Genomic DNA, 26,648 nt, shown 5'->3' on the forward strand with positions numbered 1-26,648 from the left:
GGGGCCGGCCGCCGGCGGGCACCTACCGGAGCAACCAGTCCCGCATTGCCGCGCTGACCTCGTCCGGCTTCTCCATCGGGGCCAGATGCCCGCAGTCCGGCAGCACCACCAGGCTGGAGTGCGGTACCAGCGCATGCATCGCCTCGCTGATCGCCAGCGGGGTGATGCGGTCGTTCGCACCGCATACGATCAACAGCGGATCGCGGTACCCGGCCAGCACGTCATGGCCATCCACCCGGTCCAGTGCGCTCTGGCGCAGGAACACCTCCGCGCCCAGCCGCGCGGTCATGTCGCGTACGCGCTGCACCAGCACGTAATCATCCAGCCCCGAGGCATCGATGTAGCTGCGCATCAACGTGTCGCCGAAGCCGTGGAATTTTCCGGGCAGACGCACGCTTGCCTGCTGCGTCCTGCGTTGCGCGGCGCGCTCGGGCGAGTCGGCATGGATCGAGGTATCGATCAGGGCCAGCCGCAGCACCCGCTCCGGCGCGGTGCGCAGGATCGCCTGCGCCACGAATCCGCCCAACGAGAATCCCGCCAGGGCAAAGCGCGCCGGCGCCTGCGCCAGCACGTCGCCGACCACGCCCTGCATCGTCTCGCCGCGGGTCTGGTCGCCGACGATGCACTCGGCGATATCGGACAGGTCGGCGATCTGCGCACGCCAGAGTTCAGCGTCGTTGAGCAGGCCGGGGAGGAGCAGCAGGGGGATACGATCAGTCATGCCGTATTGTCGCCCCGCCAACGTGCCCACGCCGTACCGCGATCGGCTCAGTGCGTTGCAGGATCAGGCGCCTGCGGCACCTGCACGTCCTGCACCGGCAGCGTCACCACCATCACCGTCGAATCGTCCGGGTCGAGCCGGGTCTTGAAGCCCAGGCTCTGGCACATCGCCAGCATGGTGCTGTTCTCGCGCAACACCTGGCCTTCGATGATGTTCAGGCCCAGCCATTGCGCGTACTCGATCATGATCGCCATCAACCGCCAACCGATACCGTGGCCCTTGAGGTCGGAGCGGATCAGGATCCCGTACTCGCCACGGTCGTAGTCCGCATCGGCATGCAGCCGCACCGCGCCGAGCATGTCGCCGCTGCGCGGGTCGATCGCCACCAGCGCGATGGAGCGGGCATAGTCGAGCTGGGTCAGGCGTGCAATGAATTCGTGGCTGAAATGCTTCACCGACTGGAAGAAGCGCAGGCGCAGGTCGTCATCGGTGACGCGCGCGAAGAAGGCGCGGAACAGCGCGTCGTCCTCGGGGCGGACCGGGCGTACAAAGGCGGGGGCACCGTCGGACAAGGTGATGGTGCGCTCCCACTCCTTCGGGTACGGGAATACCGCGAAGCGTGGGTGGCCGCGGCCCTTGTGCAGTTTGCGCGACGGTTCGATCGCCACGCGCGCATCGAGTGCGATCACCCCGTCGCGGTCGGCCAGCAACGGATTGATGTCGAGCGTACGGATCTCGGGAATGTCGGCGGCAAGCTGGGCGAGCTTGACCAGGATCAGCGCAACCGCGCGTTCGTCGGCGGCCGGGACATCGCGGTAGGCCTTGAGGATGCGCGACACGCGCGTGCGGCCGATCAGTTCGTGCGACAGGCGCAGGTCCAGCGGTGGCAGGGCGATGGCTTTGTCATCGATCACTTCCACCGCGGTGCCGCCGCGGCCGAACACGATCACCGGGCCGAAGGTCGGGTCGTCGGCGATACCCGCGATCAACTCGCGCGCCTTGGGCCGCACGATGGTCGGCTGCACCAGCACGCCATCGATGCGCGCATCGGGTCGCTTTTCGTGCGCGCGCGCGATGATCGAGGTGGCCGCCGCATGCACGGATTGCAGGGTACTGAGGTTCAAGCGCACGCCGTCGACATCGGACTTGTGCGGGATGTCGGCCGAGAACACCTTGATCGCCACCGTGGCGCCCTGCTCCAGCAATGGCTGGGCCAGGTCCATCGCCTCGTGGGCATCGCGCGCCTGCATCACCGGCGCCGACGGAATGCCGTAGGCGCTGAGCAGCTGGTGGGTGGCGATCGGGTCCAGCCACTGCTGGCCGGCGGCAAGTGCGGCCTCCACCAGCGCGCGGGCACCGGCGGTATCGACCACGAAATCCTCGGGCAGACTGGGCGGGGTTTCCATCAACGCGGCCTGCGCGTCGCGGTAGCGCACCAGATGCTGGAAGCCGCGGACGGCCTCGGCTTCGGTGGGATAGGGCGGCACGCGCGCGGCATTGAGCGTGGCCGTGGCACGGTCGTCGTTGCCCAGCCACACCGCGAACACCGGCTTGTCGCGGTGGTGGCGCGGGCGCAGGCCGAGCGTGCGGGTCAGGGCCTGCGCGGCATCGGCCGAGGAGGTGAACGCGGTGGGCACGTTGACCACCAGCACGGCGTCGTTTTCGGTATCGGACATGAGCGCTTCGATCGCCGCGGCGTAGCGGTCGCCGTCGGCATCGACCACGATGTCGACCGGATTGCTGCGCGACCAGCCCTGCGGCAGCACCGCATCGAGCTGGGCGACGGTGGCCGGCGACAGCTCCGCCAGGCTGCCGCGCAGGGCCAGCAGCTGATCCACCGCCAGCCGCCCCACCCCGCCGCCGTTGCTCAGGATCGCCAGGCGACGCCCGGGGAAGGTGCCGAGCCGGCCCAATGTTTCGGCCGCGGTGAACAGCTCGTCCAGCGCGCTGACGCGCAGCAGGCCCGCGCGGTTGAATGCCGCCCCATAGACCGCATCGGTGCTGGCCAGCGCCTGCACGTGGGTATCGGCATCGGGATTGATGCGGAGGTGGCGGCCGGATTTGACCACCACCACCGGCTTGGCGCGCGCAGCGGCACGCGCGGCGGACATGAACTTGCGCGCATCGCGGATGTGCTCGACGTACAGCAGGATCGCGCGGGTGCGGTAATCGGTGGCGAAGTAATCGAGCAGATCGCCGAAGTCGACATCCAGGGTGTCGCCGAGCGAGACCACGGCGGAGAAACCGACCGAGCGCGCCACGCCCCACTCCACCAGGGCCGCGGCAATCGCGCTGGATTCGGAGATCAGGGCCAGATCGCCGGCCTGCGGGAAGTGCGCGGCGATGCTGGCGTTCAAGCGTGCATGCGGCGCGATCACGCCCAGGCAGTGCGGGCCGAGAATACGCAGGCCCTTGGGCCGGGCGGCGGCCTCCACCTGCGCGGCCAGCGAGCCCGGGCCTTCGCCCAGGTTGGCCGTCAGAATGATCGCCGCGCTGACACCGCGCTCGGCGGCCGTGGCCACCACCTGCGGCACGATGCTGGCCGGGGCGGTGATCACCACCAGCTCGGGCACCCAGTCCAGATCCTTGAGCCGCTTCACGGTGCGGATGCCGTCGATCTCGCTGTAACGCGGATTGATCCAGGCCACCTTGCCGGTGAAGCCGGTGCCGCGCAGATTGCGCATCACTGCGCGGCCAGCGGAGCGTTCACGTGGGCTGCCGCCGATCACGGCGACCGACTGCGGGCGGAAGACGGCTTGCAGGTGGTAGGTGCTCATGCGATCAGACAGTAACAGGGACGGGGGTGGTTATTAACCACCCCCCGTCCCTGTCAAAGGAGGGTGCCGCGCAGGATCATCGCGGCGATGCTGAAGTAGATGACCAGGCCGGTAACATCGACCAGCGTGGCCACGAACGGGGCCGAGGCGCTGGCCGGGTCGAAGCCCAGGCGCTTGAGGATGAAGGGCAGCATCGAGCCGGACAGCGAGCCGAAGGTGACGATGCCGACCAGGGCCGCGCCGATGGTCAGTGCCAGCAGCTGCCAGTGCTCGCCGTAGTCGTGCAGGCCCAGCAGCTGCCAGGACACGATGCGGATGATCGCCAGCACGCCCAGGATCGCGCCCAGGGTGATGCCGGTCGGCACCTCGCGCAGCGCCACCTTCCACCAGTCACGCAGGCGCAGCTCGCGCAGGGCCAGGCTGCGGATCAGCAGCGAAGTGGCCTGCGAGCCGGAGTTGCCGCCCGAGCTCATGATCAGCGGGATGAACAGCGTCAGCACCACCGCGCGTGCCAGCTCGTCCTCGTAGTGCTGCATCGCGCTGGCGGTCAACATTTCGCCGAGGAACAGCACGCTCAGCCAGCCGGCCCGCTTGCGCAGCATCTCGAAGAAGCCGATCTGCATGTACGGCTTTTCCAGCGCCTCCATACCGCCGAACTTGTGCACGTCCTCGGTGGATTCTTCGATCAGGGCATCGAGGATGTCATCCACCGTAACGATGCCAAGCACATGGTGCTGCGCGTCGACCACCGGAATCGCGAGCAGGTCGTGGCGGCGGATCAGCTGCGCCACCTCTTCCTGATCCAGCTGCACCTCCACCGTTACCGGCGGGTTGACCTGGGCAACGTCGAGGATGGGTTCCTCGGGCAGCCCGGTGATCAGCCGGCGCATGGTCACCACCTGCACCAGCGCGCGGGTGTGCGGGTCCAGCACATAGATCGCGTAGACGGTCTCGCGGGTGCGCTCGACCTCGCGGATGTGCTGCAGGGTGCGGCCGACCGTCCAGTCCGAGGGCACGCTGACGAACTCGGTGGTCATCAGCGCGCCGGCGGTGTGCGCCGGGTAGCTCAGCAACTGCTGGATCGCCTTGCGCGCCTCCGGGCTGAGCAGCGGGATCAGGCGCGCGCGCTCGTCCTCGTCCAGCTCGTGGACGATATCGGTGGCGCGGTCATCGGCCATCAGCCCGAGCAGGGCGGCGGCGCGGGCCACCGGCATGGCCGCCACGAGATCGCCGCCGCGGTTGAGCTCGGGCTGCTCGAGCATCTTCACCGCGCGCGGCAACGGCAACGCGGCCAGCGTGTCGGCGGCGCGCGACAGGCTCAGCGTGTTGAGGAATTCCACCGCATCGGCGGTGTTGAAATTATCGAGGGGTGCGCTCAACGAGGCGGCATCGGCCACCGGGCGCAGCAGGTCTTTCTGGTTCATCGTATTCGCCTGTGGGTATCGCATTGCGCGACGCCAACGCTGGCGAACCGACCCGTGTCAGGCGGTGGCCATCGCTGGCGTCGAGCAAGGTCGACTTCTACTGTCGCTGGACATGGGTTGGGGACTCCGGAAGGGTTTACTGCCGACGGCGGACGCCAGCAGCGGCGGGCAGTCTGGACCCGGGTGTGACGCAGGTCAACCCTTGTGCGGGACGCCGTTCCGGTGGGAGTCGCCTTCCGCACCCATCGCGGTCGCATAATGGCGCGTGGCCCCGGCCACAGGCCCCGGTCCGCCCGGGGAGGCTTTCCACCCGCACGGCACACGACCCCATGAGCAGGTTCCCCCATGCATAGCGGCGCGCTCGAGCTGGCCCTGGTGCTGCTGCTGGCCGCGGTGATCGCGGTGCCGGTGTTCAAAAAACTCGGCCTGGGCGCGGTGCTTGGGTATCTGGCGGCTGGCGTGGTGCTCGGCCCGGATGGCCTGGGTTTCGTGCAGGACGCCGACCGCATCCTCAGCGCCGCCGAGATCGGCGTGGTGATGCTGCTGTTCGTGATCGGCCTGGAGCTGTCGCCCGCCCGCCTGAAGGTGATGCGCCGCTCGGTGTTCGGTGCCGGCGCACTGCAGGTCGCGCTGAGTGCCCTCGTGCTGGGCAGCCTGCTGATGCTGGATCACTTCCAGTGGAAGAGCGCGTTGATCGTCGGCATCGCGCTGGCATTGTCCTCCACGGCGGTCGGGCTGCAGCTGCTGTCCGAGCACAAAGCGATCAACAGCGATTACGGACGCCTGGGCTTCGCCATCCTGCTCTTCCAGGATCTGATCGCGATCCCGTTGCTGGCGGCGATTCCGCTGCTCGGCGGTGCGCGCAACGACACCCTGCAGTGGAACGACGTGGCGATCGCGATCGGCGCGCTGGCGGTGGTGATCCTGTGCGGGCGACCGGTGCTGCGCCGGTTGTTCAACATCATCGCGCGTACGCGCAGCCCGGAAGTGTTCACCGCCACCGCGCTGCTGGTGGTCCTGGGCACCGCATGGTTCATGCAGGAAGCCGGCTTGAGCCCCAGCCTGGGCGCCTTCCTGGCCGGTGTGCTGTTGTCCGATTCGGAATTCCGGCACGAGCTGGAGTCGCAGATCGAGCCGTTCAAGGGCCTGCTGCTCGGCCTGTTCTTCATCGCCGTGGGCATGGGCATCGACCTGGACCGCATCGTCGCCGAGCCGATGATGATCGCCGCAGGCGTGGCGATCCTGCTGGTGGTCAAGTTCGGCCTGCTGTTCGGGATCGGCAAGCTGGCCAAGCTGCGGACCCGCCACGCGGTACTGCTGGGCAGCGTGCTGTGGCTGGGCGGCGAGTTCGCGTTCGTGGTGTTCAACGAGGCCCAGCGCGCGCACCTGCTTGGCAACGCCAACCACGATCGGCTGGTGGCGATTGTGGGCCTGTCGATGGCGATCACGCCGCTGCTGATGATCGGCCTGATCCGCCTGCTGGGCCGCGACGAGGGCCCCAGGACGCCTGCCCAGCCCGCCGACAAGGTCGATATCACCGATGTGCAGCCACAGGTGATGATCGCCGGCATGGGCCGCTTCGGCCAGGTGGTCGCGCGCCTGCTGACCGCGCAGAAGATCCCGTTCGTGGCGCTGGAGTCCAATCCGGATACGGTCTCGGACCTGCGCCGCTTCGGCAACAAACTCTATTACGGCGACCCGACCCGGCCGGAAATGCTGCGCGCCGCCGGCGGCGAACATATCCGCGTGTATGTGGTCACGCTGGATGATCCGGACGCCAACATGCGGGCCACGCGGCTGATCCGGCGAATGTATCCCGATGCGGTGGTGCTGGTGCGCGCGCGTAACCGCCAGCATGCGTGGCGGCTGATGGACATGTCCGCCGAGCCGTTCCGCGAGGTGTTCGGGACCAGCCTGGAACTGAGCGAACGGATGCTGATCGCGCTGGGCATGTCGGTGGAGAATGCGCGCAGCCATGTGCAGCGCTTCCGCGAGCATGACGAGAAGCTGCTGCGCGATCAGTACCTGGTCTACGACGACGAAGCGGCGGTGATCCAGACCTCGCGCGATGCGCGTGCGGACCTGATGCATCTGTTCGAGGCGGATGCGGAGAGTGATGGGAAGGGTGCCGACGGCACAACCCACCGCAGCGGCTGAGCGCTTTTCCGACGTATGGAAGAGCCCTCGCCTTAGTGCGTGATGGGTGTCCTACCGCTGTCGACGCGTTGACCGTCAGGCCACGCTGCAGGCTCGCTGCAGCACCGTGCTTATCGCCCAGCGCTCAGAAAAAACTTACCCCGGCCGCGTGCCTAAGCAGAGACGGTACCGGGGTGTGCCTGAGAAGCTTAGCGCTGGGGTGGTGGTGCATCAAGGTCCCTACTGGAGATTCTCTGCATGGAGAAAGGCAACACCGAGAGCTTTTGCCAATGGTTTTCGCGTGATCGGATGGGCAGCTATGTGAGCTGGTCTAACCAGTGCGGCGTGTCAGCATCGTGCCTGTACGCGATGAATCTGCAGTTGTCCGAAAGCCTCTACGTCTCCCTGCAGACACTTGAGATTCTGCTTCGCAACCGGGTTCATGAGGTACTCGCGGCCGAACATGGCGAGTTCTGGTTCGAGCGACATGAAGGGGTGCTGTGCATCACACGGCAGCATGACCAGATCCGCGCGGCGGCCAATGATCTTCAGCGCCAAGGGCGAATCGTCTCTTCCGGGGGCGTGATTTCGCACCTGACGCTCAGTTTCTGGACCATGATGTTCAATAAGGAACACGAAACACTGTGGCAAAGAACGCTGCACCGCATTGCCAGTGACAGCGGTCTACGAGGACTGCGGCGAAAGCAGTTCTCCACGCCTCTTGTCCGCATCCGTCACCTGCGCAACCGCATCGCGCACCATGAGCCGATCCTGCATTGGCCGTTGGTTGAACACCACGCGGACATAATGCAACTGATGGAGTGGCTGGCTCCGCTGGCCGCGCGATGGTGCAGTCAGCAGGATCGTTTTCCGGAAACGCTGACCCGGTGTGGTCAGCATTTGCCTGGCCGCAATGGCAACTAGCCGTTATCGCGCAGGAACCGGGCCATCGAAGACACGCCCGGCACCAGCGGTTCGAACTCGCCGGCAACGTCGATGAAACCGCGCATCACCGCGATCTCGCGCGGGCTGCGGTTGAGCGCATCGCGCACATCCGGGTCGGCACCGGCACGCAACAAGCGCTGCACCAGCAGCGGCAGCCCGTGCAGGGCCGCCAGATGCAGCGGGCCGAAACCGCGCGGGTCGCGTACCTCCAGTGACACGTCTTCGTCGAGCAGGCGTTCCACCGCGGCGAGCACGATCTGCTCATCGCAGGCGGTGCCCGGTTCGGCGCGTGCCCCGAGCAGCAGCAGCAGCGGCGTGACCGAGCCGGCGGCGGCCAGGTCCGGTTCGGCACCGGCCAACAGCAGGGTGTCGAGCAGGGCCAGCAGACGCGCACGGTCGCGCGCACTGAAACCGTACAGCGCCGCGCAGTGCAACGGGCCCAGCTGCTGGGCATCGCCGGCGTGCACATTGGCACCGGCGGTGAGCAGGCGCGAGACGATGTCGGGCAGGCCCAGCGCCGAGGCCAGCATCAGCACGGTGACTCCGCCCGGCAGGCGGTATTCCAGTTCGGCACCGGCATCGAGCAGGGCCGAGACGATATCGATCTGGCGCATGCTGACCGCCGCCGACAGCGGCGTCGCACCGCTGGCCGCGGCGTGCTGCGGATTCGCGCCACGGGTGAGCAGCAGGTCGACCACGGCCAGGTGCCCGCCACCGGCGGCACGCAGCAGCGCGGTGCAGCCTTGGGCGTCGACCACATCAACGGCGAAACCGAGATCGATCAGGCGACGCACGGCATCGGCGTCACCGGCCATCGCGGCCGCCGGCAGGTCGCCGTCGCGCAGCGCGCGGCGGGGCAACGGCCACACCCGCCAGTCCAGCCAGTCGGCCAGATCGCGGCGCCCGATCGACAGCGCCACGCCCAGCGGGGTCTGGCCGTCGGCGGCGCGGGCTTCGGGTGAGGCGCCCTGCTGCACCAGCAGCTTGATCGAGCCTTCGCGCGCGAGCGCGGTGGCCAGATGCAGGGCGGTCATGCCATGGCTGTCGCGTGCTTCGCGGTCCACGCCTTGAGTGAGCAGGGCCTGCTGCAGGCGCAGCCAGCCCAGCCGCACGGCCAGCGACAGCGGTGGAGCGCCGGCCGGCGACGGCGCGAACGGATCCGCGCCGCGTTCCAACAGTTCCAGGGCGAGCTGTTCCAGCCCGCGTGAGGCGTGGTCGTGCTGGGCGCAGGCGCTCAGCAGACGCGCCAGGCCACCGCGACCGGCCGGGGACAGGCCACGGCGCAGCAGCACCTGCAGCGCCGGCACCGCGTCGATGCCCCGCGCCAGCAGCGCGAACATCGGGGTATCGCCACACGCATCCAGTACTTCCGGCGCCGCGCCGTGCGCGAGCAGCCAGTCCAGCGCCTGCGGATCCAGCGCCAGTTCGGCGTCGTGCAGCAGCGCACCAAGTTCCTCCGGCGCGCACAGGCGGGCCAGCGCGGCCATGCCCTCCACGTTGCCGAAGCTCAGCGCTTCGCGCAGGAGCTCCAGCGGCGGGCGATCCGGCAGCGAGGGCGAGGCTGCATCGCTGTCGCCGGACATCACCAGCCCGTCGCTGACCGCGGACGGCAGCGGATAGGTGGGATCCAGCAGCGAGACGATCGCCCAGCGCCCGGCGCCAGCAGCGATATCCACGGCACGGCGGCCCTGCGGATCGGCCACATCGACGGCGATGCCCAGATCACGCAGGCGGCGGATCAACAGCGGCGAAACGTTCTCGGCCATGCAGGCCAGCAGCACGGCGTTGCGGCCTTCGCCATCGACCGCATTGAGATCGGGATGATGCGGAAGCAGATGCTCGACCACGCCGGCCCGGCCGCCACGTGCGGCTTCCAGCCACGGCGTGCGTGCCAGTGCGTCGCGGGCTTCCAGATTGGCGCCGGCGGCGAGCAGCACATCGATGATGTCGACATGGCCGGCCAGCGCGGCTTCGTGCAGCGCGCTGCGGCGCTGGCGGTCGCGCGCATCGGCGCGGGCCTTGTGCTTGAGCAGCAACTGCACACCGGCGGGGTCGTCTTCTTCGGTGCCCGCGGCAGCCAGCAGCACGGGCGTTCCCTCGGCCGGCTCGGTCTTGGCCCCGCGTTCCAGCAGGAACTTGGCCAGGCGCCAGTTGCCGACCTGGCAGGCCACCGCCAGCGGTGACCAGCCATCGTCGTTCAGCGCATCCACTTCGGCAGCGGCGTCGCGCAGCAACGCGGCGACGCCGGGATCGGAGCTGCGCGCGGCGTGATGCAGGGGGGTGTTGCCTTCGCTGTCCACCGCACGCGGGTCGGCGCCGTTGGCGAGCAGGGTCATCACCGCCTCGGGGCGGCCGTGCCAGCTGTCGCGGGTGGCAGCCAGCAGCGGGGTCATGCCACGGTGCGGAGCATTGACGCCGACGCCGCGGGCGATCAGTTCACGCAGCAGGCGCAGGTCAGGCAGCACTGCGGCGAGCACCGCCAGGCTGCGCTGGTCGCGCCAGGCCGGGTCGGGCAGGCCGTGCGGATCGGCGCCGGCCTGCAGCAGCTGCAGGGCGCGATCGACCCGGCCGCTGCGCGCGGCGTCATACAGCGCCGGCTGTTGTTCGTGCAGGCCGATCGATTCGAGCGGCTTGGGCTCGGCGTACGGCTCGGCAAAGGGATCGTCGCGGTCACCGTGCGTCTGGGCCGGCACCGGCGCGCCCAGGGTCGTTGCCGGTGCGATCGCCTGCAGCAGCACGTGCGCCAAGGGCGACAGCAGCACGACCGCAGCGGCGATCGGCCAATGCAGCGCGTCCGACACCAGGCCCGGCCACGCCGGCAGCACCACCAGCGCGCACACCAGCACCACCAGTGCGGCCACGGCCAAGCCGCGCCAGGCGGTCAGGTCGCGCCCGGCCAGGGTCTGCCAATGGCGGGCCAGACTGCCCTCGCTACGTTCCACGTCATTCCACAACGGCCAGGTCCGCCAGACCCCGAGCAGCGCGGCACTGACCGCCACGCTCAGGCCAAGCACGGCGGCCAGGCTGCCGCTGTCGTGCAGTGCGCTCAGCGGCCAGGCCACCAGCAGGGTCAGCAGCAGCGGGCCAAGGGACCACAGCGCCAACAGCGCGGGCGCGTCGTGGCGGGCCACCTGGGGCAATGGCCGCAGCGGGCGCGTCCGGCGCCACCACGATACTGCCAGCGCGAACGCCGGCTGGGCCAGCGCGGCGCACACCGCACCGGGCACGCCACCGACGGCCGCGGCCAGGGCCAGCAGCACACCGAGCGCGGCAGCGGAGGCAACAGCGCGGGGGCGTTGGGATTCAGTCATTGCGTCGCGGGAACCGGACCGGCGCCAACGGGGGCGGCGGCAACTGCAGGTGGAATCCACGCTCGGTGAGGTTCTGGCGCACTTGTGCGGCATCGACCTGGGCAAGGCGACGGTCGGGAGTCAGGGCCACTTCGAGAACGAACTGGAACGGCGCCAGCGAGGCCTTTACCGCGTCAGGGATGACCGAGAAGTCATCACGAACGGCGAGATAGACGAAGCTGTCCTGCTTGCGTTGGCTTTTATAGACGTAGGCTTGCATGCCGCAGGGCTTTGCCCAGGGTAGTGAATGGCAATGATTGTGGAGGAAAGCCGGCACAGGTGAAAGCCGCGTGCACTGTCCACCGTCGGTTTTGCGTCGCGCGACAGCGTCAGGTTCATCAATGTCGCGATGTCGTTCAGCTGGGCGCCGCTGCAGTCTGCCCCTGCCGCCGTGATGAATGCGTATCTGCGGCGATGCTGGCGAAGCGGCGTTGGCAGTGGGCGCCGGGGCCACCGCCGGGGGAGGCGGTGGCCGTGCCTGCTTATTTCACCTTGGCGTAGGTGCCCTTCAGCGCCACGCCGGCCAGGATCGCGCCCGCATAGCATTCGTAGTTGGTGGTGCTCTTGAACTCGTTCTTCTTGTAATAGCTGACGATGTCGACCACCGCATTGGCACCGCGCGACTTGGCACCGTCCTGCAGCGCGCGCAGCGCCGACAGGGCCACCCAGCGGCAGGCTTCGGCGTCGCTCTTGTTGGCGGCGTTGGTCTTCTTGTTGGTCACATCCTCGCCCAGGCGCTGCAGCACGCTGACTTTCTCGCCGGCCAGATAGAACTTCACGCTGCCGTCGATGCCCACATTGCGGGCTTCGGCGGAATTGACCAGCTCATGCAGCGACTGCTCCACGCGGGTATCGCGGGCCTGAGCGGTGCTGGCGACAGCCAGCAGGGCGGTGGCGGCCATCAGGGCAAAACGACGCATTCAACTTTCTCCTTGTTGGTGGGACGCGGGGGGGTACGGAAACGGCCGGCCCGCACGGCAGGCCGGCAACAGCGGTCAGTCCTGCCAGCGGCGGAAGATCAACGAAGTGTTGATGCCGCCGAAGGCGAAGTTGTTGCTCATGACGTAGTCGGTCTGCAATGCGCGGCCTTCGCCATCGATGTAATCCAGCGCGCCGCAGCGCGGATCGACCTCGTGCAGGTTCAGGGTCGGGGCGAACCAGCCATCGCGCATCATCTCGATGCTCAGCCAGGCCTCGAACGCGCCGCAGGCCCCGAGCATGTGGCCGACGTAGCTCTTGAGCGAGCTGATCGGCATGCCCGGGCCGAACACCTGGTGGGTGGCCTGGGTTTCGGCGATGTCGCCGTGCTCGGTGGCGGTACCGTGCGCGTTGACGTAGCCGATCCGATCGGCAGCCAGGTTGGCGTCTTCCAGCGCCAGCCGCATCGCCTGGGCCATGGTGCCGGCGCTGGGCTGGGTGACGTGCTGGCCGTCGCTGTTGGTGCCGTAGCCGATCACTTCGGCCAGGATCGTGGCGCCGCGTGCCTGCGCATGCTCCAGCTCTTCCAGGATCAGCGTGCAGGCGCCCTCGCCCAGCACCAGGCCATCGCGGTGCGCATCGAACGGGCTGGGCGTGGTCTGCGGCGCATCGTTGCGCACGCTGGTGGCGAACAGGGTGTCGAACACCGCCGCGGCGGTGGCGTCGAGCTGCTCGGCACCGCCGGTGACCATCACCGTCTGCTTGCCGCTGCGGATCGCTTCATAGCCCGAACCCACGCCCTGGCTGCCCGAAGTACAGGCGCTGGAGGTGGTGTAGACGCGGCCGGACAAGCCGAAGAACACGCCGATGTTGACCGGCGAGGTGTGGCTCATCATTTTCAGGTAGGTGGTGGCGCTGATGCCTTCGGTGGTGTGCTCATGGAGCATGCGGCCGAACTCGGCGGTGGCCTCGTGGCTGCCCGAGGACGAGCCGTAGGCCACGCCGGCCATGCCACTGCGCAGCACAGGGTGGCCGAGCAGACCGGCCGCCTCCAGCGCCAGCTCGGTGGCACGCACCGACATCACCGCCACCTTGCCCATGCTGCGGGTGGTCTTGCGGTTGTAGTTGGACGGGAGCTCGAAATCCTCGGCTGGCGCGGCCAGGCGGGTATTCAGGCCATCAAACACTTCCCACTCGGGGATGTAGCGCACCGCGTTGGTCCGCGCCTGCAGGCGCGCGCGGATGCTCGCCCAATCCTGCCCGAGCGGGCTGATGGCAGCGGCGCCGGTGACCACGACACGACGATCGGGGCGGGCCATCAGACCATACCTCCGTTGACCGAAATCACCTGGCGGGTGATGTAGCCGGCCGACTCGGAGAGCAGGAAGGACACGGCCGCAGCGACCTCCTCCGGCTGGCCCAGGCGATTGGCGGGAATCAGCTTGAGCGCGTGCTCGACCACTTCTTCATTGACCATCTCGGTCTCGATCAGCCCGGGGGCCACGCAGTTGACGGTGATCGCGCGGCTGGCCAGCTCCAGCGCCAGCGCCTTGGTGGCACCGATGATGCCGGCCTTGGCCGCACTGTAGTTGGTCTGGCCGCGGTTGCCGACCAGGCCGGACACCGAGGACAAGGTCACGATGCGGCCCGGCTTGCGCCGGCGCACCAGCGGCATCACCAGCGGGTGCAACACGTTGTAGAAGCTGTCCAGGTTGGTATGGATGACCGCATCCCAATCCTCGGCCGGCATCGCCGGGAAGGCGCCGTCGCGGGCGATGCCGGCATTGCAGACCACCCCGTAATAGGTGCCGTGCTCGGCGATGTCCGCTTCCAGCGCAGTGCGCGCAGCATCGCGGTCGCTCACATCGAACATCAGTACCCGGGCCTGCCGGCCCAGCGCCTGGATCTCGGTCACCACGGCCTGTGCGTCTTCGATGCGGCTGCGGCAATGCACCACCACGTCGAAGCCGTCGCGCGCGCAACGCAGCGCCACGGCACGGCCGATGCCACGGCTGGCGCCGGTCACCAGCACAGTCAAATTCCCTGTCATGCCTCTCCACTCTCCAGATAAGCCGCTGCATCCGTCGGTTGGAACACGGAAACGTTGGCAACTGCCACTTCGATATCGCCCGCCAGAATCCGGCAGGCGAACATACCCAGGCCATTCTCGCCCAACAGCTCGCAGTTCGCCTCCACCCGCAGGCAGCTGCCGGCGGCAAAGTACGGCTGGTGGGCAATGTAACGACGGCTGCCGAGCAGGAAGCCGATCGAGGGTTCCGCACCGGTCTGCCAGGCGCGGCACCCGGCCCAGGCGGCGATCGCCTGGGCCATGTATTCGACCCCGACCCAGGCGGGCACGCCGTCGGGGGTGCAGAACAGACCCTGCGTCGGGACGTCCACCTCGACCGCGATGGACTCGTCCTGCCAGGCCACCACGCGGTGGATCAGGCGCATGCTGTCGCGGTGCGGAAGCACGGCGTCGATGTCGGGGGGCACCGGCATGCTCATCCCTTGGCCAGTGCCAGCACGGCATTGCTGCCGCCAAAGGCGAATGAGTGACTGAGCACGTGCTGCAGCGGCTGCGCGGCACGCGTACCCGGCGCCACCAGCGCCAGTGCCGGCAACGCGTCATCGGCCTGCCCATCCCACCAGTGGGTGGGCAACTGCTGGTCGGGGTTGTCGGCCAGCGTCATCCAGCACAGCGCCGCTTCGATCGCGCCGGACGCACCCAGCGTGTGCCCGGTCAGCGGCTTGGTCGAGCTGGCCGGCACCTGTGTGCCGAGCACAGCGGCGACCGCCTGACTTTCCATCGCATCGTTGTGGCCGGTGGCGGTGCCGTGCAGGTTCACGTAGTCGATCTGCGCGGGCGTCAGGCCGGCCCGGTCCAGCGCCTGCTGCATCGCATCGATCGCCCCGCGTGCCTGCGGATCCGGCGCGGACATGTGGTGCGCATCGGAAGATTCCCCCCAGCCGGAGAGCTGCACCGGGCCCGCCTCGCGGGTCATCAGGAACAGCGCCGCGCCCTCGCCGATGTTGATGCCGTTGCGGTTGACGGAGAACGGATTGCAGCGCGCCGCCGAGACCGACTCCAATGCGCTGAAACCCGCCACGGTGAACCGGCACATCGAATCGGCGCCACCGGCCACCACGGCATCGACCGCGCCGGCCTGCAGCAGGCGCGCGGCCGACATCAGTGCCTTGGCGCTGGACGAACAGGCGGTGGAGATCGTCCAGGCCGGGCCGGTGCTGCCGATCCGCTCGCGCACGAAGCGCGCGGCGGTGCCCATTTCCTGCTGGGCGTAATGGAAATCGGCCGGCCACACGCCATCGCGGTAATGCGTACGCAGTGCGTTCTCCGATTCGCCGATGCCCGAGGTGCTGGTGCCGATGATCACCGCCACGCGCTCGGCACCAAAGCGCGCCACGGCAGCAGCCACGCCCTCGCGGATCTGCCCCAGCGCGGCATCCAGCAGGCCGTTGTTGCGGCCACGCAGGGCCACCGGCAGGGCGGACAGGTCCGACAGCGGCGCATGCACTTCGCCCAGCGCCAGCGTGCGACCGGGGAGAATCGCAGCGTTGTCGCGCAGGCCACCGGGCTGCGCCGCGAACAGGCCGTCGCGCACCTGGGCGCGGTCGGCACCCAGCGCGCAGATCACGCCCAGCTCGTTCAGATAGACCGCGCTACTACTCACTCTTGGCCCTGCCCCATGTCCATCGATTCGATCACCAGTTCATAGCCCTCGGCCAGGTTGCGCAGGCGCACGCGGCCATCGGGCAGCGTGTCGCGCACCAGCCAAGGCGTGCCGCCCTGCACCAGGCTGCGCACGCCATCGGTCTCCTGCAGGGTCCAGCCGGCGGGCAGCGCGGCGCGGATCGCCGCCGCCGGCCACAACGCGAACTGCAGGTCGTCCAGCACGCGCTCGCCGCGCACCTGCGGTGGCAGCCACGGCGCACGGGTCTGCTCCAGGTGCTGCCCGTCCCAGACCATGCGCACGCCGGTCTGGCCCATCGCCTGCACGGCCAGCCGCACCTGCTCGGCATCCACTTCCAGCAGTGCATCCAGCTCGCGCTGGTGGCTGCCGAAGCGGAACTGCAGGCGCTGCTGCAGCTGCACCGGCTGCGGCAATGCCGATGGCGCCAGCTGCAGCGTGGGCAGCTGCACCAGCGGTGTGGGCATGCGGGTGCTGGCACATGCGGCCAGCAGCAGGCTCAGCAACAGGGTCAGGATCAGGCGCTGCACAGTTCCTCCAGCACGCGCAGGCGCCGGCCACTGGCATCGGCAACATACGGGTTCTGCGTGTCCCAGGCGTAGCCGGCCAGGATCGAGGAGATCATGCGGCGTACCTCCGGCTGCGGATCGGGATGGTAGATGATCTTCTGGAAGCCACCGGCGTACCAGGCTTCGACGAAACGACGGAAGGTCTTTACCCCGGCACGCAGCGGCACCGAGAACTCCTGCTCCCAATCCACCGTCGCACCGGCATGCTCGCGCGCCAGGCACTCGCTGGCCAGCTGCGCCGACTTGAAGGCAATCGTCACGCCCGAGGAGAAGACCGGGTCCAGGAACTCGCCGGCATTGCCCAGCAGCGCATAGCCCTCGCCCCACAACGAGGAGACGTTGGCCGAATACCCGGTGATGGTGCGCACCGGCAGCACCGCCCATTCGGCGTTCCTGAGCAGGCGGGTCAGGTTCGGGTCTTCGCCGACGATAGCCTGCAGCTTCTCCAGATCGGTACCGGCGTAGCGCTCGAAGAAGCTCGGCTCGGCGACCACGCCCAGCGAACAGCAGCCATTGGAGAACGGAATCGTCCAGTACCACACGTCCACGTGCTCGGGATGGGTGGTGATCAGGATCTTGTTGCGGTCAAACCCCACACCAGCAGGAATGTGGTCGCGCACGTGGCAGAAGATCGCGCCGCGCACCGGGAAGTTCGACGGCGACTCCAGCTTCAGCAGGCGCGGCAGCAACCGGGCAAAACCGCTGGCGTCGAGGATGAAGCCGGCTTCGATGGTGTACTCGCTGCCATCCGGGCGGCGCACCTGCACCTGCGCCGGGCGGCCGGGCTGCACCGAGAGCACTTCATCGCTGAAGCGCAGCGTGGCGCCCATGCGCTCGGCGCCGCGCGCCAGCACATCATCGAAGTCGGCGCGCTGCACTTGGTAGGTGGTGCCCCAGCCCGGCGAAAACTTGTCGCGGAAATCGAACTCGGTGGTCGCTTCGCCGCGCACGAACGCGGCTCCGTTCTTGTACTGGAACCCGGCCTGCACCACATCCTGCAGCAGCCCCGCGGCCTCGATGTACTCCATGCTCTGCGGCAGCAGGCTCTCGCCGATCGAGAACCGGGGAAACTGCTGGCGTTCCAGGATCAGCACCTGGCGGCCCTGCTTGCGCAGCATCGCGGCGGCCACGGAGCCGGCCGGGCCGGCGCCGATGACCAGGATTTCAGTACGTTCCACCTGCGGGTTCATCGATACATCCTTGATCAGTGCATGAAAGGAAAAACGCGGCCGCTCAGTGCGGGGCGTCGTGCGGTGGTGGGCGGAACAGCGGCGAAATCAGCCAGACCAGGCCGATGCCGAACAGCAGGGTCAAGCCGAACGCGCGCAACGCCGGCGTGGCCGACAGCCCGAGCAGGCCGAACGACAGCCAAGTACTGGCCGCGCCAACGCACACGGCCAACCAGGCACTGGCGTCGCCGCGGTGCTCGATCAGGAAGATGCCGTAGTCGATACCCATGCCCAGCAGCAGCATCAGCGCGAGTACGTTGAACAGCTGCAGCGGTTGCCCGAACAGACCCAGCAGCGCCAGCGTCAACGCGCCGGCGACCAGGGTCGGTGCGAGCACGCGCCATGCCTGCCCGCGATAGCGCCAGTACAGCACCGCGAACACCAGCGCGATGCCGATCAGCAGCAGCCCGCTCATCAGCTTGCGGTAGTGCTTGAGCAGCTGCGAGAAATCGGCGGTACGGTCGACCCAGCGCACGCCATCGATGCCCTTGGCCTGTGCTTCCAGCAGGGCCAGTGCATCGGCGCGGGAGAGATCATCGACCATCACCACCGAGGCCACGCCCTGCCCGACCGTACCCAGCCACAAGTGGCGGAACGGTATCGCCGCCGGCGATGCGAGGAAGGCTTCGGCCTGCAGATCCTGCGCGGCGTAGGCGGGGCGCAGCAGCGGCTCGCCCACGGCTTGCCCGACCTGGGCCAGCACCTGCGGCTCGACCTTGGCCGTCAACGCGGCATCGGCATGCTGGCGCTTCTGCGAGGGCAACCAGTCACTGATCGCGCGGTAGCCGCCGATCTGCTTGTCTGTTTCCAGCACGCGCAGGCGGTCGATCAGCGCTTCTTCGCGCTCCAGCACCTGCTCGGCGGTGTCACCCTGGACCAGATAGAACTGCGCCGGGCTGGGCATGCCCAGCATCTGGCTGATGCGGATCTGCTGGGCGATCAGCTCCGGTGGCGACGACTGCAGGCTGCGCAGGTCATCGTTGGTCTGCAGGCGCGCGATGCCGATCGCCGACAGCAGCGTCACCGCCCCCAGGAACATCGCCGCCTTGCGCCCATGCAGGCGCGGCCAGCGCTCCAGCGTGGCGCCGAGCCAGCGGGCGAAGCCGGTGCGACGGATTTCGCCGCCATCCAGCCACGGGAACCAGAAGATCACGGTCAGGAAGGCGGCGGCCAGGCCCACCACGGAGAACAGTGCCATCTGGCGCAGCCCCGGGAACGGCGCCAGCCCCAGCGCGAGATACGCCAGCGCGCTGGTCAGCAACGCCAGCCACAGGCCCGGCAGCAGATGCCGCAGCAGTTTCCAGCGACGGTCGGCCGGCTCGGCCTGGCGCGAGGCGAACCAGTGGATGCCGTAGTCCTCGGCAACACCGACCAGTGACGCACCAAACACCAACGTGAGCACGTGCACCTTGCCGAACACCAGCACCGTCACCGCCAGCGCGACACCGCAGCCGATCAGCAGCGAGGCGGCCACCAGCAGGATCGGGCGCAGTGAGCGGAATGCCAGCCACACCAGCAGCAGCACCGCGGCCAGCGAGCCCCAGCCGATCGTGTTGATTTCCCAATTGGCCTGCACCGCAGCGGCCTCGGCATGCAGCGGCACACCGGCACGCAGCACCTCCAGCCCCGGCGCCTGCTTGGCGGCGGCCTCGGCGGCGGTATCCAGCAGCAGATCGATATGGCGCTCACCATCGAGCTGGAACGCCGAGCCGACCGTGTCGTACTGCACGATCGACCAGTGTTTGCCATCGGCCTCCAGCAGGCCGTCGTCGCCCATCTGCAGGCCCGAGCCCAGCGCGCGTTCCTGCCACCACTGCGGCCACAGCGACAGCGGATCCTGGCGCCACTCGGTCAGGCGCGGTGCGCCCATCGGACCGTACAGCGCCGCCAGCGCGGACTCGGCCAGACCCTGAGTGGGCTCGTTCTGCAGACGCTCGCGCTGTGCGCTGGTCAGCAGGCGGTCGCGATACGGTGCGTAGAACGCGCGGGCCTGATCGAACCAGCCCTCGATCGAGCCGCTCTCCTGGAGCAGCGGGGCAGCGCCCCGCTCTACCTTGATGGCATCGCGGAAGGCCGCCTCGGCCGCCTTGGTCTGCGCCGCATCGGTACTGCCCAGCAGCACCACGATCTGGCGCGCATTGGCATCGGCGATGCGCCGCGTCACATCAGACAACAAGCGGTCATGCGCGTCCTGCGGCAGCAGCGCGAGGATGTCGGTATCGATCCGCGATTCGCTCTTCCACAGCTGCCACTGCTGCACGCCCAGGCCGACCAGCACCAGCAGCCAGGCGATGGCCAGCCAACGCCAGATGCGCTGCAGACGGCCGTTCGTGGTCAGCACGTCATTCAAACCTGCGACCCTCGTCGGTGCTCAGCGTGGCCGGCGTATCGCTCATGCCGGCAAAATGGATGCGGGTGACATCCTGGTTGGCCTCGTTGATCTGGACTTCGCGCACGTAACGGTCGCCGCTCAGGGTGAGCTGCGCGAACACCTTGCCGAGCATCGCCGAGCGTGGGGTCAGCTGCATCCGCCACGCGTTGCCGGGCAGCACCTCGACCTTGACCGTGAACTGCGCCGACAGCGCCTGCGCATCGCCACTCATCAGCGCGAACATGATCGCGTTGACCGAGCGCATCGCCGGCTGCTGGCGGCCATCCAGTTCGACCCGGCTGCTGCCATCGCTTTGCCGGCTGAGGATGCGGTCCCGGGTGACCACCACCTCGGACGGGAACGGCTTGAGCGTGGTCCAGATCACCCCGTGGTCCTGGGCCAGCACGAAGCGGCCCTGCGAGCGCAGCGGGTTCTTGAAGCCGGCGACCTGCTTCTCCTGGGTGAACTCACCACGCAGCACGTCGACCTTGGCCACGCGCTGTTTGACGGCCTCCACATCGGTGGCGGCCAGCGCCGGGGCGACCACGGCCAGCATCACCAGCACGCACAGCGTGCGCAGCAAACGGTTCATTGCGGTTGCACTCCCAGACGCTCCCACAGCACCGGCGGGCACAGGTAGAGCATTTCATTGGTGGCCGCGTCGACCGCGACCTGGATGGTATGGGCGCGGGTCAGCGTGGCACCGCTGTCCGCATCCAGGATGTCGTAGGCGATCTTCAGGCGGTTTTCCCACTCGGTGATCGTGGCGCGCACACGCAGCGCCTGGCCGTACAGCAGCGGCCGGATGTACTTGACCCGCGCATCGACCACCGGCCACAGGTAGCCGGAATCGCGCATCTGCGGGTAGTCATAATCGTGGCGCTGCAGCAGTGCGCAGCGCGCGATCTCGAAATACTTGAAGTAATTTCCATGCCAGACCACTTCCATGGCGTCGCAGTCATGGAAGGCCGGCGACAGCGTCACCTCGAAGCTAAGATCAGGCGTCGACATACAACTCCCAGCGCTGTGCGCGGATGTCATCCAGCAGGGCGCGCAGCTCGCCATCCAGCGCGCGGTCTTCCTCGATCAGGGCGATGCGCTCGGACAGGTCCTGGTACATCGCAGCCAGATCGCCGTGCAACGTCGCCTTCATGCCGACGCGCTCGCGCAGCGCCACGCCCTGGCGGGCAGTGATCAGCAGCGCGGCGACGACCTGTTCGGTCAGTTCGATCACGCGCAGGCAATCGCGCGCGGCGATGGTGCCCATGCTGACCTTGTCCTGGTTGTGGCATTCGGTGGAGCGCGAGAACACCGAGGCCGGCATGGTCTGCTTGAGCGCTTCGGCGGTCCAGGCCGACACGCTGATCTGCAGCGCCTTCAGGCCATGGTTGATCGCTGCACGCTCACCGGTGGCGGCCGACAGATTGGCCGGCAGGCCGTGGTTGAAGCGCGCGTCCACCACCAGCGCCATCTGCCGGTCGAGCAGATCGGCCAGGTTGGCGATGGTGTTCTTCAGCGCATCCATCGCAAAGGCGATGTGGCCCCCATAGAAGTGCCCGCCGTGCAGGATGCGCTCGCCCTCGACGTCGATCAGCGGGTTGTCGTTGGCGCTGTTGAGTTCGGTTTCGATCAGCTGGCGGAAGAACGGCAACGCGTCCTGCACCACGCCGATCACATGCGGCGCGCAGCGCAGCGAGTAACGGTCCTGCAGGCGCTGTTCGTTGCGCGGCGGGCGGTCGCTGTGCAGATCCTGACGCAGGCGCGCGGCGATCTGCGTCTGCCCCGGGTGCGGCTTGGCGGCAAACAGCATCTCGTCGAAATGATGTGCGTTGCCGTCGCTGGCCAGCACGTTGAACGCGGTCAGGCGCGTGGCGAGCCTGGTCAGGTAATCGGCGCGGTCATACGCCAGGCAGGCCAGCGCCGTCATCACGGCGGTGCCGTTCATGATCGCCAGGCCTTCCTTGGGGCGCAGCCGCAGCGGGGTCATGCCGATCTCGGCCAGCACTTCGCCGGCCGGGCGGCGCGCGCCCTGGTACATCACCTCGCGCTCGCCACACAGCACCGCGGCCACGTAGGACAGCGGGGTCAGATCGCCACTGGCACCGACCGAACCCTCGGCCGGAATCAGCGGCAGCACATCGTGACGCAGCAGCGTGGCCAGGCCCTGCAGCAGCGGGTGGCTGACGCCGGACATGCCACGCACCAGCGAGGCCAGGCGTGCAGCGATCACCGCGCGGGTCTCCTGCGGGTCCAGGAAACGGCCCAGGCCACAGCCATGGTAGGTGAACAGGTGATGCGGCAGCTCGGCCACCAGCGCCGGCGGGATGTTCACCGTGCACGAATCGCCGTAGCCGGTGGTCACCCCGTAGATGACGCCATCTTCGCGCAGCAGGCGATCAAGGAAATCCGCGGCGCGCTGGATGTGCGCGGTGAATGCCGCATCGTCGGTGACGACGGCCTGTGCCTGCCGCTGCGAGAGCGCGACCACGTCTTCGATGGTCAGCGGCGCATCGCCGAAGCGGACGGAGGGTGCCTGATCGGCCTTACTTGCCATGAGATGCCTGATCCCAGAAGGGGAAGAAATTGAACCAGTCCAAGGGTGCCTGGGTGACCTGAACTTCCAGCCACCGGGCGAAATGTTCAGCCTGCGCGGTCAGCGCGGCGTCACGCGAACCGCGCGGCAATACGATGCGGTCGGTGAACTGTTCAAAGCGCACCTGGTAACCGCGGCCGTGATGCAGGCAGGCCATGGTGTAGACCGGGCAGGCCAGCGCCGCAGCGAGCACATAGGCGCCGATCGGGAACTGCGCGGTGTGGCCGAGGAACGAGGCCGGTACGGTGCGACCGCCGCGAAGCGGCACGCGATCGCCGACGATGGCCACGAAGCCACCCGCCTCGACCCGGCGCTGCAGCTCGACCGCGGTGGCCGGGCCCATGTCCGTGACCTGCAGCAGTTCCACCGAGGCCAGCGGATCGAGCCGCTGCATCAGCCGGTTGAAACGCTGCGCGTGCGCGGTGTGCACCAGCACGGTGATGTGGAAGCCGGGCACCTGCTCGGCCAGCACCTGGCACAACTCCAGGCAGCCGATGTGCGCGGTGAGGATCAGACCGCCTTCACGGCGCGCGATCTTGTCCAGCACCAGATCGCGTTGCAGATAGATGCGCTCGGGCGGGTAGCGGCCGCCCAGGCCCAGCAGCTTGTCGAGCATGGTGTCGGCAAACAGCGCGAAGTGCTTCAGGCTCTGCCAGCGGCCGGGCGGTGCGGAAAACACGCCGGTGTGCGCCTGCAGACGCTGCAGATACTGCAGCGAGGATTCGCGCGCGACCCGGTTGGTCAGCCAATGGCAGAGCACCACCGGGTAGACGCACAGGCGGAACGGCCAGCGCCCGAACCAGCGGTGCACCCAGCACAGGAACAGCACGCCGGCGGCCGAGGTCGATTCGCCGATGTCGGCCCAGTGCGGCGCGCTCTCAGGTGCAGGCGTGGTCATGCGCGAGCGCCTGCGATGCGCTGCCACAGCAGCCGCGGCGCGCGCCACAGCATCCCGAAGAACAGGCGCGCGTGCATGCGGCTGATGCGGACGTTGTCGCGCCACACGTCGAAGTGCGAGACGCCATCACTGGGATAGGTGACGGCGGTCGGCACATTGATCACGTTGACGCCGCGCCAGAACAACCGCACCAGGATTTCACTGTCGAAATCCATGCGCCGGCCGATGGTTTCCTCGCCGACCAGACGCGTCACCGGTGCCAGCGGATACAGGCGGAAGCCGCACATCGAGTCGCGGATCTGCAGCGACAGCGTATTGATCCAGACCCAGATATGCGTGGCATAGCGGCCGTACAGGCGCGCCTTGGGCACGCTGGCGTCGTAGGCGGGCGTGCCACAGATCACCGCCTCCGGCTGCGCCTGCGCAAGCGCGACGAAGCGTGGGATATCGCCGGTGTCGTGCTGGCCATCGGCATCGATCTGCAACACGTGGCTGTAGTCCAGACGCGCGGCCTCGGCGAACCCGGCCAGCATCGCGCCGCCCTTGCCCTGGTTGACCGCCAGCCGCAGCAGCGTCACCTGCGGTGCGTGCGCGCGCGCCAGGGCATCGAGCACCTGTGCGCAGTCCAGGTGCGAACCATCATCCACCAGCAGGCACGGCAGGCCACTGGCCAGCACGCCCTGCACCACCGCGCCGATCGCATGGGCGTGGTCGTACACCGGGATCACCACCAACGGGGCGAAGGCCGGCCTGCTCACGCCACTACCGGTGTCATCATGCATCGCCGAACACCACCCGGCCGCTGGCATGCACGCCATGGTCGGAGACGTATCGGAAGCTCATCGCCGATTTGGCCGCATCCCAGCCCAGGCTCAACTGCAGGCAGTCGCCCGGCCGCGCCACGTGCTGGAACTTCACCGCATCCATCCGCACGAACCGCGGCGGCATCGTGAAGGCGCTACGGCCGTAGTGGATCGCCCAGTCCAGCTGGACCACGCCGGGCAGGATCTTCGCCTGCGGGAAATGCCCGTCGAACGCCACCAGGTCAGGATCCAGAACGAACTGCAGCGACGCGGTGGTGTCATCGCGCTGCTGCCACTCGGCTGTCGGCATCAACGGGCGGAACAGCGCCGCCAGTGCCGCGGCGGTGACCTTGCCCTGTGCATTGAAGGGGAGTTCGTTGATGAAGCGCCACCGGCGCGGCCGGGTCACCGCGTCATGGCTGCGGGCCAGATGCGCGCTGAGCTGCTGCGCCTGGCGGCGGCGCTCGGCGTCATCCCACTGCGCGGCGCCCGTCGCCTGCGGCACCACCACGGCGGCCAGCTGTTCGCGCGCGCCCGGCAACACCAGCACCCGCACCTCCTGCACGGCCGGGTGCGCGCGCAGCTGCTGCTCCAGGGCATCCAGCGAGACGCGACGCTCTTCGATCTTGACGATGCGGTCGGCGCGGCCGAGCAGGCGGAAGCTGTGGCCGTCATCGGCCACGGCACGGTCCTGGGTCAGCCACCAGTCTTCGCTCGCCAGGTGCGGCGAGCGGACCGCCAGGCAGCCCTCGTCGATCCGCCAGGCGACGCCGGGCAACGGATGCCACTGCGGCCGCGCTGCACTCCAGCGCCGCCACGCAACGCCACCGGTTTCGCTGCTGCCGAAGACTTCGGTCGGGGCCACGCCCATCAAGGCGCGCACCTGCAGCGCCGCCTCGGTCGGCAACGGACCGCCAGAGGAGAACACCGCGCGCAGCTGACCGTCCAGTGAGGACCAGTCCAGCTGCTCGGGCAGGCGTTTGAGATGGGCCGGGGTGGCCACCAGCACCGACGGCTGGCCGCCCAGCGCGCTGATCAGGTCTTCGTGGAAGAACCGGCGCGGCTGGATCGCGCGCCCGGCCACCAGCGGCCACAGCACCCGGAACAGCAGCCCGTAGATGTGCTGGTGGGAGACCGTGCCCTGCACCTGGGCGCCATCGAGCTGCTCGCCGAAGGCGGCCTGCAGCGCATCCACCTCCCGGGTCAGCTGGCCCATGCGTTTGACGATGGCGCTCGGCGCGCCGGTGCTGCCGGAGGTGAACACCACCAGCTCCAGCGCCGCTTCGTCCAACGGCTGCAGCACCTGCTCCGGGTCGGCCGCCGCATCGGGCTGCAGCGGCGCATACCGGGCCGGCACGTCGCCGGCGAAACCGGCCACGCGCGGGCTCAGCCCTTCCAGCGTGGCCGGCAGGTTGTCACCGCCCAGGAACACCCGCTTGCCGGCATGCCAGGCACCCAGCAGGGCGGCGGCGAAGGTCAGCGTGTCATCGAAATACAGGGCCCAGTCGGTGCCGGGGGCACGCGCGAACGCCTGCTGCCACCCCAGTACCTGCGCACGGAACTGCGGGTGCTCCACCACGGTGTCGCCGGCGATGCCGACGATGCGGCCGGGGCGCGGGGCCAGCGCCAGCCGATCCAGTGCGATCCACTCAGCCAGGGGCATGCGCCGCTTTGACCCGTCGCCGGACCAGCCATTCCCCGCCAAACAGAGCACCCATCATCACGTAGGCCAACAATCCGTTGTAGAACGCCCAGACCTGGTTGGACGCCCACAGCGCCGTGGCCAGGGCCAGACTTCCGTTGAGAACAAAGAAGCCGCACCAGATCCAGGTGACGCGACGGGTATAGATCACGGCGAACGGCGGCAGGTCCGGCTCGCTCAGCCGTGCCAGGCGCTCCACGGCACTGGGCCCGAAGCGCAGGCTGGTGGCGAAGATGACCAGCATCACCGCATTCACCAGTGCCGGGTACAGCTTCAGCGGCAGGGCCTCGTTGAAGGCCGTCGCCACCAGGGCGAGCACACCCGTGCCGAGTGCGGCCACCCACCACACCGCCTGGCGGGTGGTCAGCGCGCGCAGCGCGGCCAGGGTGAACAGCAGCAGCGACAACCAGCGCGGCTCGAACCGGCCCAGCGACAGGTAGACCACCAGCGGGTATGCCAGCGACAGCAACGCAAACGCCGCGACGCGTACCCGGACCATGGT

At 68.4% G+C, this 26,648-nt stretch carries 22 protein-coding genes; 2 read left to right on the forward strand and 20 right to left on the reverse strand.

Features of this window, described 5'->3' with window-relative positions; genetic code table 11:
• Positions 1-22: 22 nt before the first annotated feature.
• The 3 genes from ACE026_RS11265 to mgtE are packed head-to-tail and all read right to left on the reverse strand — an operon-like array spanning position 23 to position 4,922.
• Complete coding sequence (locus ACE026_RS11265; protein ID WP_486039068.1) at positions 23-721, reverse strand: alpha/beta fold hydrolase; 699 nt, start codon at positions 719-721, stop codon at positions 23-25.
• A 47-nt stretch (positions 722-768) separates the two neighbouring features.
• A complete protein-coding gene (locus ACE026_RS11270) occupies positions 769-3,498 on the reverse strand; it encodes a bifunctional acetate--CoA ligase family protein/GNAT family N-acetyltransferase (RefSeq protein ID WP_486039069.1) in 2,730 nt (909 codons plus the stop codon).
• A gap of 53 nt (positions 3,499-3,551) precedes the next feature.
• Positions 3,552-4,922: a magnesium transporter gene (gene mgtE, locus ACE026_RS11275; protein WP_070469987.1), complete on the reverse strand. Its 1,371-nt coding sequence runs from the start codon at positions 4,920-4,922 to the stop codon at positions 3,552-3,554.
• A gap of 345 nt (positions 4,923-5,267) precedes the next feature.
• Here mgtE and ACE026_RS11280 point away from each other — a divergent pair, with 345 nt between their 5' ends.
• Together ACE026_RS11280 and ACE026_RS11285 are read left to right on the forward strand one after the other, a co-directional pair.
• Positions 5,268-7,079: a monovalent cation:proton antiporter-2 (CPA2) family protein gene (locus ACE026_RS11280; protein WP_486039070.1), complete on the forward strand. Its 1,812-nt coding sequence runs from the start codon at positions 5,268-5,270 to the stop codon at positions 7,077-7,079.
• A 237-nt stretch (positions 7,080-7,316) separates the two neighbouring features.
• A complete protein-coding gene (locus tag ACE026_RS11285) occupies positions 7,317-7,982 on the forward strand; it encodes an Abi family protein (protein ID WP_486039071.1) in 666 nt (221 codons plus the stop codon).
• Here the strand turns inward: ACE026_RS11285 and ACE026_RS11290 are convergent.
• From ACE026_RS11290 to ACE026_RS11370, 17 genes are all read right to left on the reverse strand, one after another.
• Positions 7,979-11,314 carry an ankyrin repeat domain-containing protein gene (locus ACE026_RS11290; RefSeq protein ID WP_486039072.1) on the reverse strand — a complete coding sequence of 1,112 codons (3,336 nt, stop codon included), beginning with the start codon at positions 11,312-11,314 and terminating at the stop codon, positions 7,979-7,981. The genes ACE026_RS11285 and ACE026_RS11290 overlap by 4 nt on opposite strands.
• The gene (locus ACE026_RS11295) at positions 11,307-11,573 is read right to left on the reverse strand and encodes a YcgL domain-containing protein (protein WP_019185480.1); all 267 of its coding nucleotides are present in this window, start codon (positions 11,571-11,573) and stop codon (positions 11,307-11,309) included. The genes ACE026_RS11290 and ACE026_RS11295 overlap by 8 nt, the downstream gene beginning before the upstream one ends.
• 262 nt (positions 11,574-11,835) lie before the next feature.
• The gene (locus tag ACE026_RS11300; RefSeq protein ID WP_346463420.1) at positions 11,836-12,273 is read right to left on the reverse strand and encodes an excinuclease ATPase subunit; all 438 of its coding nucleotides are present in this window, start codon (positions 12,271-12,273) and stop codon (positions 11,836-11,838) included.
• 75 nt (positions 12,274-12,348) lie between these two features.
• Positions 12,349-13,590: a beta-ketoacyl-ACP synthase gene (locus ACE026_RS11305; RefSeq protein ID WP_486039073.1), complete on the reverse strand. Its 1,242-nt coding sequence runs from the start codon at positions 13,588-13,590 to the stop codon at positions 12,349-12,351.
• Positions 13,590-14,321, reverse strand: coding sequence for a 3-ketoacyl-ACP reductase FabG2 (locus ACE026_RS11310; protein ID WP_121040865.1), 732 nt, complete (start codon positions 14,319-14,321; stop codon positions 13,590-13,592). The genes ACE026_RS11305 and ACE026_RS11310 overlap by 1 nt, the downstream gene beginning before the upstream one ends.
• The gene (locus ACE026_RS11315; RefSeq protein ID WP_486039074.1) at positions 14,318-14,773 is read right to left on the reverse strand and encodes a hotdog family protein; all 456 of its coding nucleotides are present in this window, start codon (positions 14,771-14,773) and stop codon (positions 14,318-14,320) included. Before ACE026_RS11315 ends, ACE026_RS11310 begins: the two co-directional genes overlap by 4 nt.
• Positions 14,774-14,775: 2 nt before the next feature.
• Positions 14,776-15,963 carry a beta-ketoacyl-[acyl-carrier-protein] synthase family protein gene (locus tag ACE026_RS11320; RefSeq protein WP_486039075.1) on the reverse strand — a complete coding sequence of 396 codons (1,188 nt, stop codon included), beginning with the start codon at positions 15,961-15,963 and terminating at the stop codon, positions 14,776-14,778.
• Positions 15,960-16,511, reverse strand: a complete 552-nt coding sequence (locus ACE026_RS11325; protein ID WP_486039076.1) for a DUF3261 domain-containing protein — start codon at positions 16,509-16,511, stop codon at positions 15,960-15,962. The genes ACE026_RS11320 and ACE026_RS11325 overlap by 4 nt, the downstream gene beginning before the upstream one ends.
• Positions 16,499-17,740, reverse strand: a complete 1,242-nt coding sequence (locus tag ACE026_RS11330) for an NAD(P)/FAD-dependent oxidoreductase (protein WP_486039077.1) — start codon at positions 17,738-17,740, stop codon at positions 16,499-16,501. The genes ACE026_RS11325 and ACE026_RS11330 overlap by 13 nt, the downstream gene beginning before the upstream one ends.
• Before the next feature lie 43 nt (positions 17,741-17,783).
• A complete protein-coding gene (locus ACE026_RS11335; RefSeq protein WP_486039078.1) occupies positions 17,784-20,129 on the reverse strand; it encodes an MMPL family transporter in 2,346 nt (781 codons plus the stop codon).
• Entirely contained in the window at positions 20,122-20,742 is a 621-nt protein-coding gene (locus ACE026_RS11340; protein ID WP_486039079.1) for an outer membrane lipoprotein carrier protein LolA, read from the reverse strand. Before ACE026_RS11340 ends, ACE026_RS11335 begins: the two co-directional genes overlap by 8 nt.
• On the reverse strand, positions 20,739-21,161 hold the full coding sequence (locus tag ACE026_RS11345; protein ID WP_486039080.1) for an acyl-CoA thioesterase: 423 nt from the start codon (positions 21,159-21,161) through the stop codon (positions 20,739-20,741). Before ACE026_RS11345 ends, ACE026_RS11340 begins: the two co-directional genes overlap by 4 nt.
• The gene (locus tag ACE026_RS11350) at positions 21,148-22,704 is read right to left on the reverse strand and encodes an HAL/PAL/TAL family ammonia-lyase (RefSeq protein ID WP_486039081.1); all 1,557 of its coding nucleotides are present in this window, start codon (positions 22,702-22,704) and stop codon (positions 21,148-21,150) included. The genes ACE026_RS11345 and ACE026_RS11350 overlap by 14 nt, the downstream gene beginning before the upstream one ends.
• Positions 22,694-23,641, reverse strand: coding sequence for a lysophospholipid acyltransferase family protein (locus tag ACE026_RS11355; RefSeq protein WP_486039082.1), 948 nt, complete (start codon positions 23,639-23,641; stop codon positions 22,694-22,696). The genes ACE026_RS11350 and ACE026_RS11355 overlap by 11 nt, the downstream gene beginning before the upstream one ends.
• Positions 23,638-24,423, reverse strand: coding sequence for a glycosyltransferase family 2 protein (locus tag ACE026_RS11360; RefSeq protein WP_486039083.1), 786 nt, complete (start codon positions 24,421-24,423; stop codon positions 23,638-23,640). The genes ACE026_RS11355 and ACE026_RS11360 overlap by 4 nt, the downstream gene beginning before the upstream one ends.
• Positions 24,416-26,107 carry an ApeI family dehydratase gene (locus tag ACE026_RS11365; protein WP_486039084.1) on the reverse strand — a complete coding sequence of 564 codons (1,692 nt, stop codon included), beginning with the start codon at positions 26,105-26,107 and terminating at the stop codon, positions 24,416-24,418. The genes ACE026_RS11360 and ACE026_RS11365 overlap by 8 nt, the downstream gene beginning before the upstream one ends.
• Entirely contained in the window at positions 26,094-26,645 is a 552-nt protein-coding gene (locus ACE026_RS11370; RefSeq protein WP_486039085.1) for a COG4648 family protein, read from the reverse strand. The genes ACE026_RS11365 and ACE026_RS11370 overlap by 14 nt, the downstream gene beginning before the upstream one ends.
• Positions 26,646-26,648 lie beyond the last annotated feature (3 nt).

It is taken from the genome of Stenotrophomonas sp. AGC87 (genome assembly GCF_057333975.1).

Excerpts from the sequence above, each read along its gene's own strand:
- ACE026_RS11265 (WP_486039068.1), bottom strand. The coding sequence starts at position 721 with ATGACTGATCGTATCCCCCTGCTGCTCCTCCCCGGCCTGCTCAACGAC.
- ACE026_RS11270 (WP_486039069.1), bottom strand. The coding sequence starts at position 3,498 with ATGAGCACCTACCACCTGCAAGCCGTCTTCCGCCCGCAGTCGGTCGCC.
- mgtE (WP_070469987.1), bottom strand. The coding sequence starts at position 4,922 with ATGAACCAGAAAGACCTGCTGCGCCCGGTGGCCGATGCCGCCTCGTTG.
- ACE026_RS11280 (WP_486039070.1), top strand. The coding sequence starts at position 5,268 with ATGCATAGCGGCGCGCTCGAGCTGGCCCTGGTGCTGCTGCTGGCCGCG.
- ACE026_RS11285 (WP_486039071.1), top strand. The coding sequence starts at position 7,317 with ATGGAGAAAGGCAACACCGAGAGCTTTTGCCAATGGTTTTCGCGTGAT.
- ACE026_RS11290 (WP_486039072.1), bottom strand. The coding sequence starts at position 11,314 with ATGACTGAATCCCAACGCCCCCGCGCTGTTGCCTCCGCTGCCGCGCTC.
- ACE026_RS11295 (WP_019185480.1), bottom strand. The coding sequence starts at position 11,573 with ATGCAAGCCTACGTCTATAAAAGCCAACGCAAGCAGGACAGCTTCGTC.
- ACE026_RS11300 (WP_346463420.1), bottom strand. The coding sequence starts at position 12,273 with ATGCGTCGTTTTGCCCTGATGGCCGCCACCGCCCTGCTGGCTGTCGCC.
- ACE026_RS11305 (WP_486039073.1), bottom strand. The coding sequence starts at position 13,590 with ATGGCCCGCCCCGATCGTCGTGTCGTGGTCACCGGCGCCGCTGCCATC.
- ACE026_RS11310 (WP_121040865.1), bottom strand. The coding sequence starts at position 14,321 with ATGACAGGGAATTTGACTGTGCTGGTGACCGGCGCCAGCCGTGGCATC.
- ACE026_RS11315 (WP_486039074.1), bottom strand. The coding sequence starts at position 14,773 with ATGCCGGTGCCCCCCGACATCGACGCCGTGCTTCCGCACCGCGACAGC.
- ACE026_RS11330 (WP_486039077.1), bottom strand. The coding sequence starts at position 17,740 with ATGAACCCGCAGGTGGAACGTACTGAAATCCTGGTCATCGGCGCCGGC.
- ACE026_RS11340 (WP_486039079.1), bottom strand. The coding sequence starts at position 20,742 with ATGAACCGTTTGCTGCGCACGCTGTGCGTGCTGGTGATGCTGGCCGTG.
- ACE026_RS11345 (WP_486039080.1), bottom strand. The coding sequence starts at position 21,161 with ATGTCGACGCCTGATCTTAGCTTCGAGGTGACGCTGTCGCCGGCCTTC.
- ACE026_RS11350 (WP_486039081.1), bottom strand. The coding sequence starts at position 22,704 with ATGGCAAGTAAGGCCGATCAGGCACCCTCCGTCCGCTTCGGCGATGCG.
- ACE026_RS11355 (WP_486039082.1), bottom strand. The coding sequence starts at position 23,641 with ATGACCACGCCTGCACCTGAGAGCGCGCCGCACTGGGCCGACATCGGC.
- ACE026_RS11360 (WP_486039083.1), bottom strand. The coding sequence starts at position 24,423 with ATGCATGATGACACCGGTAGTGGCGTGAGCAGGCCGGCCTTCGCCCCG.
- ACE026_RS11365 (WP_486039084.1), bottom strand. The coding sequence starts at position 26,107 with ATGCCCCTGGCTGAGTGGATCGCACTGGATCGGCTGGCGCTGGCCCCG.
- ACE026_RS11370 (WP_486039085.1), bottom strand. The coding sequence starts at position 26,645 with ATGGTCCGGGTACGCGTCGCGGCGTTTGCGTTGCTGTCGCTGGCATAC.